General features: G+C 33.1%; 10 protein-coding genes. 5 read left to right on the top strand and 5 right to left on the bottom strand.

All coding sequences use genetic code 11. The features are described from left to right. The first annotated feature begins 93 nt into the window (after positions 1-93). Both mdh and secDF read left to right on the top strand, forming a co-directional pair. Positions 94-1,026 (top strand): malate dehydrogenase, encoded by a 933-nt coding sequence (gene mdh / locus IR010_RS05170; protein ID WP_029268795.1) that lies wholly within the window; start codon positions 94-96, stop codon positions 1,024-1,026. 230 nt (positions 1,027-1,256) lie between these two features. Continuing rightward, complete coding sequence (gene secDF, locus IR010_RS05165; protein ID WP_194602148.1) at positions 1,257-4,229, top strand: protein translocase subunit SecDF; 2,973 nt, start codon at positions 1,257-1,259, stop codon at positions 4,227-4,229. Between the two features lie 403 nt (positions 4,230-4,632). On the opposite strand, the gene lgt is transcribed toward secDF, so the two are convergent. The 5 genes from lgt to IR010_RS05140 all read right to left on the bottom strand — a co-directional run bounded on the left by lgt (position 4,633) and on the right by IR010_RS05140 (position 9,507). Beyond that, the gene (lgt, locus tag IR010_RS05160; protein WP_194567118.1) at positions 4,633-5,565 is read right to left on the bottom strand and encodes a prolipoprotein diacylglyceryl transferase; all 933 of its coding nucleotides are present in this window, start codon (positions 5,563-5,565) and stop codon (positions 4,633-4,635) included. Positions 5,566-5,631: 66 nt separating this feature from the next. Continuing rightward, complete coding sequence (yidD, locus tag IR010_RS05155) at positions 5,632-5,871, bottom strand: membrane protein insertion efficiency factor YidD (protein ID WP_082447120.1); 240 nt, start codon at positions 5,869-5,871, stop codon at positions 5,632-5,634. A 22-nt stretch (positions 5,872-5,893) separates the two neighbouring features. Continuing rightward, the gene (gene cysS / locus IR010_RS05150) at positions 5,894-7,372 is read right to left on the bottom strand and encodes a cysteine--tRNA ligase (protein ID WP_194602145.1); all 1,479 of its coding nucleotides are present in this window, start codon (positions 7,370-7,372) and stop codon (positions 5,894-5,896) included. A gap of 65 nt (positions 7,373-7,437) precedes the next feature. Continuing rightward, positions 7,438-8,109 (bottom strand): GTP cyclohydrolase I FolE, encoded by a 672-nt coding sequence (gene folE / locus IR010_RS05145; RefSeq protein ID WP_029268801.1) that lies wholly within the window; start codon positions 8,107-8,109, stop codon positions 7,438-7,440. Positions 8,110-8,310: 201 nt separating this feature from the next. Beyond that, positions 8,311-9,507 carry a pyridoxal phosphate-dependent aminotransferase gene (locus IR010_RS05140; RefSeq protein WP_194602142.1) on the bottom strand — a complete coding sequence of 399 codons (1,197 nt, stop codon included), beginning with the start codon at positions 9,505-9,507 and terminating at the stop codon, positions 8,311-8,313. Positions 9,508-9,629: 122 nt separating this feature from the next. Here IR010_RS05140 and IR010_RS05135 point away from each other — a divergent pair, with 122 nt between their 5' ends. From IR010_RS05135 to IR010_RS05125, 3 genes are all read left to right on the top strand, one after another. Next, entirely contained in the window at positions 9,630-10,955 is a 1,326-nt protein-coding gene (locus tag IR010_RS05135) for a PDZ domain-containing protein (protein WP_029268805.1), read from the top strand. 229 nt (positions 10,956-11,184) lie between these two features. Next, the gene (locus IR010_RS05130) at positions 11,185-13,761 is read left to right on the top strand and encodes a gliding motility-associated C-terminal domain-containing protein (RefSeq protein WP_228515096.1); all 2,577 of its coding nucleotides are present in this window, start codon (positions 11,185-11,187) and stop codon (positions 13,759-13,761) included. A gap of 32 nt (positions 13,762-13,793) precedes the next feature. Continuing rightward, the gene (locus IR010_RS05125) at positions 13,794-14,729 is read left to right on the top strand and encodes a type IX secretion system membrane protein PorP/SprF (protein WP_035666693.1); all 936 of its coding nucleotides are present in this window, start codon (positions 13,794-13,796) and stop codon (positions 14,727-14,729) included.

The following is a 14,729-nucleotide window of genomic DNA, read 5'->3' as shown; positions in this document are numbered from 1 at the left end:
ATTCGTTTAATTGTTTAAATTTACTTAAACGATTAAACGAATTGTCGATTTATCAAATAAACAAACTAATTAATAACCGATAAAGTATAAAATATGAAAGTTACCATTGTAGGAGCAGGAAATGTTGGAGCTACATGTGCAGATGTTATTTCTTATAGAGGAATTGCAAGCGAAGTAGTGTTGTTGGATATTAAAGAAGGTTTTGCCGAAGGGAAAGCATTGGATATTATGCAATGTGCAACAAATACTGGGTTTAATACCAAAGTATCTGGTGTAACTAACGACTATTCTAAAACTGCTGGAAGTGATGTAGTAGTTATTACATCTGGAATTCCAAGAAAACCAGGAATGACTCGTGAAGAATTGATTGGTATAAACGCAGGAATTGTAAAAACAGTTGCTGAAAATGTATTGAAATATTCTCCTGATACTATAATAGTTGTTGTTTCGAATCCGATGGATACTATGACATATTTAGCACTAAAATCAACTGGATTGCCAAAAAACAGAATTATAGGTATGGGCGGTGCTTTAGACAGCTCTCGTTTTAGAACTTATCTTTCTTTGGCTTTAGATAAACCAGCAAACGATATTTCAGCAATGGTTATAGGAGGACATGGTGATACTACTATGATTCCATTAACACGTTTGGCATCTTATAACGGAATTCCTGTAACTGAATTTCTTTCAGAAGAAGTATTGCAGAAAGTAGCTGCTGACACAATGGTTGGTGGAGCTACTCTTACAGGTCTTTTAGGAACTTCTGCTTGGTATGCGCCAGGAGCTTCTGTTGCTTATCTAGTAGATAGTATTTTAAATGATCAAAAGAAAATGATTGCCTGTTCTGTTTTTGTAGAAGGAGAATATGGACAAAAAGATATCTGTATTGGAGTACCTTGTATAATAGGTAAAAACGGAGTTGAAGAAATTTTGGATATTCAGTTAAACGATCAGGAGAAGGCATTATTTGCTAAAAGTGCAGATGCTGTTCGTGGAATGAATGATGCTTTAAAATCGATTTTATAATAACGATTTGGTAAAAAAAAGAGAAAGGCTGCACTTTTGCAGTCTTTTTTTTGAGATTAATTAATAAATAAATTGGTTAATCTTTTCGTTAATTATATATTTGCTCGGTTTAAAAAAAATGTGGTAATTCGTGATCTCGATTTTTTAGTTTTAAAAACTCATGTCAGGGCTTATTTTATGGGACTTTAAAACAAAAACAAACAATAAAACATAATTAATTTTTAGTAATAATGCAGAATAAAGGACTTATTAAATTTTTCGCAATTCTATTTGCATTGGTAAGTATTTACCAACTTTCTTTCACTTTTGTGGCAAATAACGTCAAAAGTGAGGCTAAAGCTTTTGCAGGAGACAATCCTGATAAAGAGCTAAAATATTTAGATTCTATTGGTAAAGAAAAAGTGGTAAATCTTGGGTTTACGGATTTTACTTATAATGAAGTAAAAAACAAACAGCTTAATAAAGGTCTTGACTTAGAAGGCGGAATCAACGTTATTCTTCAAATTTCTATTAAAGATGTTTTAAAGGGATTATCTAACAATTCTAAAAATCCAGTATTTAATAAATCATTAGCCGATGCAAGTGCAAATTTAGAAGGAAACAAAACCTATTTAAATAAGTTTTTCGAAGCTTTTGAAGCGAACTCAAACGGAACTACAAAATTAGCTTCGCCAGATATCTTTGCAAACAGAAGTTTACAAGGAGAAGGTGGAATCGATTTTCAAATGTCTGATGCGCAAGTTCAAAAAGTAATTAAAAGAAAAGTTGATGAGTCTGTTGAAAGTGCTTATAAAGTACTAAGAGAGCGTATCGATAAATTTGGTGTTACACAGCCAAATGTTCAAAAATTAGGAGAAACAGGAAGAATCTTAGTAGAACTTCCAGGTGCTAAAGATGTTGATAGAATTAAAAAATTATTAGGAGGAAAAGCTCAATTAGAGTTTTGGGAAACTTTTAAAATTGAAGAAATTGGAAATTTTTTAGTAGCGACTAATGAAGCTTTAAAAAAGACTGAAATCAAAAAAACAGAAACTAAAACTGTTGCTAAAGATTCATTGAATGCTTTATTAACTGATGCTAAAGATTCTGTTGATACTAAAAAAGGGAACAATCCATTATTTGACAAAATGATCGGTCAAGGTGGCGGACCAGTTTTAGGTTATTTTGCACCAAAAGATACTGCAACTGTAAATGCTTATTTTAAAAGACCAGAAATTAGAATTTTATTGGCTGCTGACCAACACAATGCAAAATTTGTTTGGAGTAAGCCAACTACATTAAAAGATGCTAAAGGAAAAGAAGTTGAAGCAGTAGAATTATATGCTTTAAAAGGTAACAGAGACAATTCTCCTGCAATGAGCGGTGGTGTTGTAACTGATGCGAAAGATACTTTCGACCAATTAGGAAAACCAGCTGTTTCTATGCAAATGAACAGTCAAGGTTCTAAAATCTGGGAAGAATTAACAGGTAGAGCTTTTTCTCAAAAAAGTTATATTGCTATTGTTTTAGATAATATTGTTTATTCTGCTCCTGGTGTTACAAGCGGTCCAATCGCTGGAGGAAGATCTGAAATTACAGGTTCTTTTGATGTTGCTGAAACTAAAGATTTAGCTAACGTATTAAATGCAGGTAAATTACCAGCTTCTGCTGATATTATTCAATCAACTGTTGTTGGGCCATCTTTGGGCCAAGCTGCAATTGATGCTGGAACAGTTTCATCTGTATTAGGGTTTTTATTAGTTTGTTTATGGATGGTTTTCTATTATGGTAAAGCAGGTTGGTACGCTAACCTTGCATTATTATTAAACTTACTTTTCTTATTCGGAATTATGGCAAGTTTTGGTTTTGTATTAACATTACCAGGTATTGCAGGTATCGTATTAACACTAGGTACTGCGGTAGATGCCAACATTATTATATTTGAAAGAGCAAAAGAAGAATTACGTGAAGGCAAGTCATTATCAGAAGCAGTTGTTGCTTCATACGGATGGCACGGAGCAATGCGTTCTATCATCGACGCGAACGTAACTCACGTTTTAACTGGAGCAATCTTGTTTATCTTTGGAACAGGACCAATTAAAGGTTTTGCTTTAACATTACTTATTGGTATCGTAACTTCATTGTTTACATCAATTTTTATTGCTAGAATTTTTATTGACAGAAATATTGCTGGAAAAGGTGATTTAACTTTCTCTACAAATATCACTAAAAACTGGTTTACTAATTTCCACTTTGACTTTATCAAAATCAAAAAGTTCACTTACATCTTCTCTTCAATTGTAGTTGTTGTAAGTTTAATTTCGATCTTCTTCGTTAATGGATTAGATGAAGGTGTTGATTTTGTTGGAGGTAGAACTTTTCAAGTTAAATTTGAAAAACCAATCGATGCTACTGTAATTTCTGATGAATTGTCTGCTGCTTTTGGTACTCCAGTTGAAGCTAAAATTTTAGGTGATGATGATCAATTGAAAATCACCACTAAATACAAAATCAAAGAAGATGGTGTAGCTGTTGATGAGGAAGTGAACCAAAAATTATATGCTGCATTATCGAAGTATTTCCCTAATGTAACTTATGATAAATTCACGAACACTTTTGATGGTAAAAAAATAGGTGTTTTACAATCTTCTAAAGTTGGAGCTTCTATTTCTGAAGATATTAAAACAAACTCATACTGGGCAGTTCTTGGTGCGATGGGAGTTATTTTCTTATACTTAATGATCTCTTTCCGTAAATGGCAATATTCATTAGGTGCGATTGCAGCTGTTGCGCATGACGTAATCTTTGTATTAGGAATTTACTCTTTATGTTATAAATTCATGCCTTTCCACATGGAAATGGATCAGCACTTTATTGCTGCCATTCTTACTGTAATTGGTTACTCTATGAACGATACTGTAATTGTATTTGATAGAATTAGAGAGTTCATCATCGGAAACCGTAAAGGAACTTTTGAAGATATCGTAAATGCTTCTATTAATACTACATTATCAAGAACATTGAATACTTCATTAATGATGATCATTGTATTATTAACGATGTTTATCTTTGGTGGAGAATCTATTAGAGGATTTATCTTTGCAATGTTAATTGGTATTGTGGTAGGAACTTATTCTTCATTATTTATCGCAACGCCAGTATTGGTTGATACGATTTCTAAAGATGATAAACACACAATTGAAGACAAGCATAATAAAGCATAATTGCTTTCAATTTAAATACTAAAAAAGATCCAACGAAAGTTGGATCTTTTTTTTTAACTTTTTTTAAACTAAGGTTTGAAATATTGATATAATACTTCAAAACGCCAATTGAATGATTTTGTACTGAGATATTTCTGTTTGTATAATTTTGTTTGCTAATATTTTTATACTTAATTAAAGACATGATTTAAGGTTTTAAATAGCTTATGAAAATTAGACTCTCTCATTTAGCCCCGATGGGAACGGTATCCTTTTTCTGGCTTCTTTAGACAGAAAAAGATATAGTGTACAGCGGGACATAACATTCTTTTGAAATGACTATTTCTGCTCCTAAGATAATTGTAAAAAAAAACGCCCAATATCATATTTTGATACTGGGCGCTTTTATTTTTGAATTCTGTTTTTAAGAAGTGGCTAAAGGATTTCTTTGTGCTCTAATGATAAAGAAAAGGCCAATAATGATAAAAGGAATACTTAACCATTGTCCCGTAGAGAAAATACCTAATTCGTTTTCAAAACCGCCTTGGCTTTCTTTTACAAATTCTACGATGAAACGCACTACGAATAAAAGAACTAAGAATAATCCAAATAACAATCCTGATTTAAGTCTTGCATTCGTTTTCCAATATAAGAAATACAAAATTGCAAATACAAAGATGTAGCAAATTCCTTCATATAACTGAGTAGGATGTTTTGCGGGAACTTGTGCTAATAAATCAGCAAATTTAGGGTCAGTTGCAATAGCAGTGTATGCATCTTTTGGGTTCGCTATCTGAGTTGCATTTACAGCTTCGGCTTTGCTAAATTGATCGTGTAAAAAACGAATTCCAAATGCAGAAGTAGTTTCATGCCCAATTATTTCAGAATTGAAAAAATTCCCCAAACGAACAAAAATAGCACCACTTGCAACTGGAATAACAACACGGTCTAAAATCCATAATAAAGGACGTTTTAAGATCATTTTGCTGTAATAGTACATAGCAAGAATGATTGCTATTGCAGCACCGTGGCTTGCTAAGCCCTGAAAGCCTGTAAATTCGAATTTAGGTTCAAATTTGAATGGTAAAAAGATTTCAAGCAGATGATTTCTAAAATATTCCCAATCGTAAAAGAAAACATGTCCTAAACGAGCACCAAGCAAAGTTGCTAAAACAGTCCAAACAAATAAAGAATCTAATTTGTCTATCGATTCATTTTCGCGTTCGAAAATCTTTTTCATTATAAACCATCCTAATCCAAAGGCGATTACGAACATTAAACTGTAATAACGAATCATAAAAAATCCTAAATCGATTCCTTCTGAGGGATTCCAAACGATGTTTAAAGCTTGTGCCATGTAGTATTATGTTTTTTATTAGTTGTAAAAATAAATATTTAAAGTAGAGTTCGTCTTTATAAAAAGTTAATGTTTATGTGAACATTTCTTCTCAGGAACCGGATCATATCCTGTTTTTCCCCAAGGATTACAGCTTAAAATACGCTTGACTCCAAGGTATCCTCCGTAGAATAACCCATGTTTTTGCAGTGCCTCAATCATATAGCTCGAACACGTTGGCTCGAAGCGACATGATGCGGGAGTAAATGGCGAAATTGCATTTTGATAAAACCGAACTAATAAAACAAATGGAGTAGTTGCTTTCATGGTTTATTAGATGCTAAATAAATTATATAGAGAAGCTTGTTCCTTCTTTTCCGTCTTTCAGCTGAATGCCTAAAGCAATCAATTGATCACGAATTTGATCAGAAAGGGCAAAGTTTTTATCAGCTCTTGCTTGATTTCTCATTCCGATAAGCATGTTTACAACGCCTTCTAATTTATCATTATGACTGTCAGAAGCCTTGTCATCGCTCAAGCCTAAAACATCAAAAACAAAAGCATTTACTGTTGTCGAAAATGTTTTTAAATCTTCGGCAGAAATAGTTTCTTTTCCTTCTTTCAATAAATTGATATATCGAACTGCTTCAAATAATTGTGCAATTAAAATAGGTGTATTAAAGTCGTCATTCATAGCATCGTAAGACAACTGTTTCCAAGAAGCAATATCTAGAGAGCTAGTCGGACTTGCTGAGATACTAGGTAATGCGTCAACAGCTTCCATCAATCTTTTATAACCTTTTTCTGCAGCTACAATGGCGTCATCAGAAAAATCTAAAATACTTCTGTAGTGTGCCTGCAGCATAAAAAAACGTGTTACAGAAGCTGAAAAAGCTTTGCTTAGAATATTGTTGTCTCCGCTTAAGATTTCACCTGGCAAAATATTATTTCCAGTTGATTTTGCCATTTTCTTACCGTTTAAAGTAAGCATATTGGCATGCATCCAGTAATTTACTGGTGATTGACCAGTACAAGCTTCGTTTTGAGCAATTTCACATTCGTGGTGAGGAAATTTTAAATCCATTCCGCCTCCGTGAATGTCAAAATGATTTCCTAAATATTTTGTGCTCATTGCAGTACATTCTAAGTGCCATCCAGGGAAACCATCGCTCCACGGTGAAGGCCATCTCATGATATGTTCTGGTTCTGCCTTTTTCCAAAGTGCAAAATCCTGTGGGTTTCTCTTGTCAGACTGGCCATCAAGATCACGGGTATTAGCAAGCATGTCTTCGATATTTCTGCCGCTTAAAACTCCGTAATTGTTTGTTTCATTGTATTTAACCACATCAAAATAAACTGAACCGTTGGCAATATAGCCAATTCCGGTATCAATAATCTTTTTGATAATTTCTATTTGCTCTATAATATGTCCCGTAGCAGTTGGCTCAATACTTGGCGGTAAAAAGTTGAAAGCTTTTAGGATTTCATGAAAATCAACAGTATATCGCTGTACAACTTCCATTGGTTCTAACTGCTCTAAACGTGCTTTTTTTGCAATTTTGTCTTCACCTTCATCAACATCGTCTACAATATGACCAACATCGGTAATATTTCGAACATAGCGGACTTTATAATCAAGATGCAAAAAATACCTGAATATTACATCAAAAGACATAAAAGTCCTAACATTTCCTAAGTGTACATTGCTATAAACCGTAGGTCCGCAAACATACATTCCAACATTTCCTTCATGAATTGGGCTGAAATTTTCTTTTTCACCCGAAAGTGAATTGTATATTTTTAGATGTTGACTTGTATATAAAGGCATATTTATTTTTGCTGTTTAATCGTTTAATTGTTTATATCTGATTTGGTTGGTGGTAACGAGATAAACTAAAATTGAGTTTCTAATTTAATGTAATCTAGAAATTCTCTTTTAGTTTGAGGGTCTTTAAATTTTCCGCCAAATTCAGATGTAACTGTACTGCTTTCGATATCTTTAATTCCTCTTGAATTAACACAAAGGTGTTTTGCATCGATAACGCAGGCAACATCTTCTGTTCCTAAAGCTTTTTGAAGTTCCTGAACAATCTGCATTGTTAAGCGCTCTTGCACTTGAGGTCTTTTTGCATAATATTCTACAATTCGGTTCATTTTAGATAAACCAATAACTCTACCGCTTGAAATATAAGCTACATGAGCTCTTCCAATAATTGGAAGTAAATGGTGTTCGCAGGTAGAATAAACGGTAATGTTTTTTTCAACTAACATTTCACCGTATTTGTAATTATTTTCAAAAGTTGATGCTTTTGGTTGTTTTGAAGGATTTAAACCACCAAAAATTTCCTTTACAAACATTTTTGCTACTCGGTTTGGAGTACCTTTTATGCTGTCATCTGTTAAATCCATTCCAAGTGTTTGGAGAATGTTTTCGACATCTTTTTTTATTTTTTCTATTTTTTCGTCATCGCTTAAGTCAAAAGCGTCCTGTCTTACAGGGTTTTTCGCGTTGCTGCTGAAATGACTGTCACCAATTTCGTCTAAAAAATCTTCGTTATTTATCATTAAAAACTACTATTATAATGGGTATATCTTTTTAAGGCGGTAAAGATAATTAATAAAAAGGAAACCTTTTCTATGGTTTTTACTATTTAATTGCTCCTTTTAGGATATAATTTAAAATAAAATAAAAAGGAAGTTTTTTTAGACATGAAAAGGCAATAAGGTAATACATTATTGCCTTTTAAGATTTTATTTTGTTAGCTTTTATCTTTTTTTATAAGCTAAAAGCGCTTCTTTTAAAATATTAACAGCTGTTGTTAAATCTTGCTTATTCAATACATAAGCTATTCTTACTTGATTGAGTCCCATTCCTGGAGTGGAATAAAAACCAGCTGCAGGAGCGACCATGACAGTTTCTCCATTCAAATCGTAGCTTTCTAAAAGCCATTGCGCAAAATAATCAGAATTTTCGATTGGCAATTGAGCAATGCAATAAAAGGCTCCTTTTGGTTTGGTAACTATTACGCCTTCGATTTTATTTAATTCTGTAATTAAAGTATCACGTCTGCTTTTGTATTCTGCAATTACTTCGTCAAAATAACTCTGAGGTGTATCTATAGCCGCTTCACATGCAATTTGCTCAATTGTTGGTGGACTCAAGCGAGCCTGTGCAAATTTCATTACGGTTGACAGCACATCTTTATTTTTTGTAACTAAACAGCCTATTCTTGCGCCACACATACTATAGCGTTTTGAAACAGAGTCTACCATAATTACATTTTGCTGTACATCTTCTAAATTCATTACTGAATAGTGCACATCATCTCCATCATATAAAAATTCACGATATACTTCATCTGCAATTAGATACAAATCGTGTTTTTTGATCAAGCTTGCCAATTGCTTAATTTCAGCTTCTGAATATAGATAACCTGTTGGATTACCTGGATTGCAAATTAAAATTGCTTTAGTTTTTGGTGTAATCAATTTCTCAACATCTTCAATACTTGGCAAGGCAAATCCGCTTTCAATTGTAGAAATAACAGGAATTACTGTTGCGCTCGTTGACGATGCAAACGCATGATAATTAGCATAAAAAGGTTCTGGGATAATGATTTCATCTCCAGGATCTGTAATAGTGGCCAGTGCAAACAACAAGGCTTCAGAGCCACCAGTAGTAATAATGATGTCTTCTGCGTTTACGTTTACATTTTGGCGCTGGTAAAATTTCGCTAATTTTTTTCTATAACTTTCATATCCGGCAGATGGACTGTATTCTATAAGAGTCAAATCAATATTTTTTACCGCCTCGATGGCCACTTCGGGTGTCTTGATATCCGGTTGACCAATGTTTAGATGATACACTTTGTGTCCTTTTTGCTTTGCGATATCTGCATAAGGTGCAAGCTTGCGTATCGGAGATTCGGGCATGTTTCTGCCTTTGTTTGAAATTGTTGGCATGAGATTAAATTATTGAAGTGCAAATTTGCATTTTTTTTTCGAATTTAATCTAAACATTAGAGGTACTCGTAAAAATGTAACAATTAACATTATTTTTAGTAATTTTATAATAAAAACCATAAATGAAAAAATATTTAGTATTGTTTTTTGGGCTTTTCTTGTCTTTTAACAGTTATGCTCAAGAGGATTTTAACCTTGCAGGTTATAGTACTAAGACTACAATTCCTTTTAAATTGATAAATAATCTTGTTTTTATTCCGATAAAAGTAAATGGAGTCGAATTGAATTTCTTACTTGATTCTGGTGTAGAGGAAACTATTTTGTTTAGTATGGAAGAAAAACAAGAGGTTAGCTTTAATAATGTTGAAAAAATAAGATTAAGAGGTTTAGGAAGTGAAGAGGAAATAGAAGGGTTGAAATCGACTAACAATATTTTAGAAACGCATGGTTTAATTTCTAAAAATCATTTGGTCTATATTATTTTAGATCAAAATTTTAATTTATCATCACACATCGGAATTCCGGTAAACGGCATAATTGGGTATAAATTTTTTAAAAACAATTTGGTAGAAATTAATTATCTAAAGAAAAAGGTATACGTATATCAAAACGATAGAAAAATTAAGGAAAAATTGCAAAAAAAATTCAAATCGGTTCCAATTTCTATCGAAAAATCTAAGCCTTACATCACTACTACAGCAATTGTGGATAGCGTTAGTGTATCAGCTAAATTACTTATTGATATTGGAAATAGTGATGCGTTTTGGATTTTCGAAAATAATAAAATCAAATTGCCTAAAAAGAATTTTCCTGACTTTTTAGGAAAAGGTTTTAGTGGCGATATTGAAGGTCACCGGGCTAAGATTGCCAAAATTTCAATAGATGAATTCGACTTTAAAAATCCGATTGTTTCTTTTCCAGATTCGACTTCTATCCGAAATGTTGCAATGGTTCCTGGTCGAATAGGTTCGATAGGAGGAGAAGTTTTAAAACGCTTCACTTTAGTTTTGGATTACACAGACGAAAAACTCTATCTCAAAAAAAACAATAAATTTTCAGAACCATTTACTTATAATAAAAGTGGGATTACCATTCAGCATAATGGTTTGCAGTGGGTACAGGAAACGGTTCATTTAGAGACAGTACAAGTGGTTAATTCTATGTCAGATGTGGGTTATGATGCTAAAAATGATGATAATTTTAAATACAAATTTTCATTAAAACCAGTATACGAAATTGTAAATATTCGTAAAAATTCTACTGCTGAAAAATGTGGTTTGCAAAAAGGAGATATTATAGTAAGCATAAACAATACTTTGCCCTATAAATATTCTCTTCAACAGTTGAATAATCTCTTAAAATCAGAAGATGATGTCTGGATAACAATGGAAGTAGAAAGAAATAGTCTGGTCTTAAAATTTAGATTTAAATTAGAAGATGAATTGTAAAAGATGTTTTTAATATAAAACTTGTTTTGATTTTTAAATTAATATTATGAGCTAATTTTTGATATTAATTAAATTTTGTGAAAATTTAACTGTTAAAATCGTTTTTTTGTTTATCTAGCGGTATTAATTTATTAAGTTTATAGCAAAATATAACTTTATGGCCAAAAAATACATTAATTTCTTACAAATAACCTTAATTTTTGTTTTTTTATCCTTAATGCCCAATACTATGTCTGCACAATGTGCAGGTGAAGACGGACAATTTACTGTTTGTAATATTACAGATCCCAGCAGTAAGACAATTGATCTATTCAGTAAATTAACAGGATCGCCACTTACTGGAGGAATTTGGAACGATGATAATAGCTCGGGGGGACTAAATAGTACTACAGGAGTTTTAAATGTACAGCAAATCCGCAGAAGTGGTATATATCATTATACCTATACAGTTGACGGAATTGGTCTTTGTCCTGATAATGCCGCAACAGTAACAGTAACAGTAGGTGGTTATGCAGGAGTTCCTTCTAATGCAGTTGTCTGTACTTCTACTAAAATGTATAATCTTTTTCAAGCTTTTAACGGTCTTTATTTAGGAGCCCAATCTAATGGAATATGGCATGATGATACTAAAAATGAAGATTTGCCGCCGGGTGTATCCTATATTAATGTTGAGGGATTAAAAGAAGGAGATTATCCATTTACTTATACAATGCCAGCTATTGGTACATGCCCAGCAGTTTCATCAAGTGTGGTAATATCTATTTTTGAAGCACCTGAAGCGGGAGATGCAACAAGTTTACTATTATGCTCCACAGACGGATTATCAGGTTATACGAATGTAGATTTGGAAAGTTTGCTTTCTGGACAAGATCCTGATGGTACATGGACAGATGAAAGCGGTACAGGCGAGCTAACTTTTACTGGAGATCACTTTGTTGATGCTCAAAAAATATTCAACAAGTTTGGATTAGGAACTTATAGATTTAAATATAAAGTTTTATCTACAAAAAATTCTATTTGCTCAGATGACGAAGCTACTGTTCAAATAATAATTGAAAAAAAGCTAGATTTTACTGGGGCTACTATTAAAGTGAATTCTGATATCTGTGAAACTGAAATTGCAACAGCTACTTATTATGTTACAATTGATCGAAAAACAGCTGTAATTCCTGATGGAAAATACATTGTCGGTTTTACTGTTTCTGGAAGAAATGGAGGTTCAGAGATTATAGAAGCAAGTTTTACTAATGGAATTCTTATTTTTCCAATTAAGTCTCAATATTTTCAACAAATTGGAAATTATACAGTAAGTATTTATAATATGTATTTATCTGATAGTGCTAAAGCATGTCAAAATATAATGAATTTGTCAGATGTATTGAGTATAGTTCCAATTCCTGATTTAATAGGAGCTAAAATTGCAACAGTAACTACTTGCCAGAACACAAGTCCTTCAGTAAATATATATGATGCGAATAGAATGGGAGATGGTACTTATGAAATTCTTTATAATGTTTCAGGGGTCAATAATGGATCTTCACTTTCAGCTCAAATTACTTTTACTGGTGGTATTGCCACACCTTTTACGATCCCGTCTTCTCTAACTTCTCAAAGTGGTGGCAGTGTAATTGTTATCACTAATATAACACATGTAGATTCTGGAATTAGAGGATGTACAAATACCGCTAATATAAGAGGCGATTTGCTTGTAAATTCACTTCCAAATGCGTCGAATGTAAAAATACAGATTCCTGATGCTATTTGCTTAGGATCTCCAGTGAACGCTTCAGTTTCAGGATTAGGAACTTTAACGAATGTAAAATTATCATATGTCCTTTCTGGCAGTAATACAGCCACGGTGCAGACAATTGACTTAAGTCCTGTAAACGGAAATGCTACCTTTACAATTCCAGCAAATTTGCTTCTAAATACTGGCTTGACAACTGCTACAGTTACAAATTTAATCAACAATGTTACAGGCTGTTCTGCTGATGTTACCGGAGCGTCTGATCCTTTTTCATTGAATCCTATTCCAGTTGCACCAGTTGCTGTCAATCAATCTTTTTGTAAATATGATCTCCCTACCGTTGCCAATTTAGTGCCAAATGGTGCGCAGTTTAGCTGGTACATTTCTGCCACTGCAACAACGCCTCTTGCAAGTGCTTATCTATTAAAATCAGAAGATTATTATGTGAAAGAAACTGCTTTGGGATGTACATCTGAGGCAACAAAAATTTCAGTTACTTTAAATGATATTCCGGCTCCTGAATTAAATCAGGATGGGGAAAAATTCTGCGGATTAGACTCACCAACTATTGCCGATTTATCGAATAATACAAACGCATCATCTTCAATAGTTTGGTACGATTCGAATGGAATTTTACAGGCGTCAACAAATCCTCTAATTGATAAAAAGGAATATATTGGATACGATTTTTCAACAGCAACACCAAGCTGTCGTTCTTTTGATAGCCTGAAAGTTATAGTTTCACTAACTAATTGTCCTGAAGTGCCTAGTACTTTCTTTATTCCTGATGGATTTTCACCAAACGGAGATGGAGTAAACGATGTTTTTGTTATTCCGGATATTGACTTTCTGTATCCTGATTATATTATTGAAATTTTCAATAGATATGGAAACGGGATGTACAGAGGCGGAAAAGATAAACCAGGCTGGGACGGATTAAATTATGAAACGCAAGGCCTAAATCATGGAATTGCGCCAAACGGAGTTTATTTTTATGTTCTCCATTTTAATAAAGATAACAAGCCTCCTAAACAAGGCCGCCTTTATTTAAATAGATAATTCCGTTTTACATTATTTAATACAATTTTCAAATGAAAAAAATAATATTCTTTATAAGTTTTCTTTTTTACATAACGACAGCCTCCGCCCAGCAAGATCCTGAATATACACACTACATGTATAATATGAGTGTTGTAAATCCGGCGTATGCGACTGGAACTCCGGCTATGATGAATTTTGGAGGCTTGTACAGAACACAATGGGTTGGAGCAGTTGGAGCACCAAAGACTTTCACGTTTTTCGGACATACTGCCTTAAGCGAAAAAATAGAAGTGGGGTTGTCATTAGTATCTGATGATATTGGTGACGGAGCCAAAAAAGAAAATAATTTCTATGCAGATTTTGCTTATGTGCTGAATTTAGGCGGAAAAAATAAACTTTCCCTCGGACTTAAGGCAGGTTTCTCAGCTTTGCAGACTAATTTTAACGGATTTGTGCTCCAAAGCGGAAACGCAGCAACCGATGCAGCTTTTGCAGAAGATATCAACGTAACTAAACCAAATATTGGAATAGGCGCGTACTATTTTAGAGATAATTTCTACGTAGGATTATCAGCTCCCAATTTGTTAAAATCAAAACAAATTGAAGAAAAATCAGGAATAAACGCTTACGGATCTGAAGAAATTCATACTTACTTAACCGCCGGATATGTTTTTCAGCTTAATGATATGTGGAAATTCAAACCTGCTTCTATGGCAAAATTTGTCAAAGGTGCTCCGGTTTCTGTAGATATTACGGCTAATGTTTTATACAATGAAAAATTTGAGTTAGGTGCAGCGTATCGAATTAATGATGGTATAAGTGCTTTAGCAAATATCAATGTTACGCCTTCTTTGAGAGTTGGTTATGCATACGATTATACACTTTCAAACTTAGGTCAGTTTAATTCTGGAACGCATGAAATTATGCTTCTTTTTGATTTAGATTTATTAGGAAAAGGATATGATAAATCACCTAGATTCTTTTAA

Source organism: Flavobacterium sp. MR2016-29, assembly GCF_015350695.1.
Taxonomy (GTDB): Bacteria; Bacteroidota; Bacteroidia; order Flavobacteriales; family Flavobacteriaceae; genus Flavobacterium.
Note: the sequence above shows the minus strand (reverse complement) of the source record. Positions and strands in the feature narration are given on the sequence as shown.

Excerpts from the sequence above, each read along its gene's own strand:
- mdh (WP_029268795.1), top strand. The coding sequence starts at position 94 with ATGAAAGTTACCATTGTAGGAGCAGGAAATGTTGGAGCTACATGTGCA.
- secDF (WP_194602148.1), top strand. The coding sequence starts at position 1,257 with ATGCAGAATAAAGGACTTATTAAATTTTTCGCAATTCTATTTGCATTG.
- lgt (WP_194567118.1), bottom strand. The coding sequence starts at position 5,565 with ATGGCACAAGCTTTAAACATCGTTTGGAATCCCTCAGAAGGAATCGAT.
- yidD (WP_082447120.1), bottom strand. The coding sequence starts at position 5,871 with ATGAAAGCAACTACTCCATTTGTTTTATTAGTTCGGTTTTATCAAAAT.
- cysS (WP_194602145.1), bottom strand. The coding sequence starts at position 7,372 with ATGCCTTTATATACAAGTCAACATCTAAAAATATACAATTCACTTTCG.
- folE (WP_029268801.1), bottom strand. The coding sequence starts at position 8,109 with ATGATAAATAACGAAGATTTTTTAGACGAAATTGGTGACAGTCATTTC.
- IR010_RS05140 (WP_194602142.1), bottom strand. The coding sequence starts at position 9,507 with ATGCCAACAATTTCAAACAAAGGCAGAAACATGCCCGAATCTCCGATA.
- IR010_RS05135 (WP_029268805.1), top strand. The coding sequence starts at position 9,630 with ATGAAAAAATATTTAGTATTGTTTTTTGGGCTTTTCTTGTCTTTTAAC.
- IR010_RS05130 (WP_228515096.1), top strand. The coding sequence starts at position 11,185 with ATGTCTGCACAATGTGCAGGTGAAGACGGACAATTTACTGTTTGTAAT.
- IR010_RS05125 (WP_035666693.1), top strand. The coding sequence starts at position 13,794 with ATGAAAAAAATAATATTCTTTATAAGTTTTCTTTTTTACATAACGACA.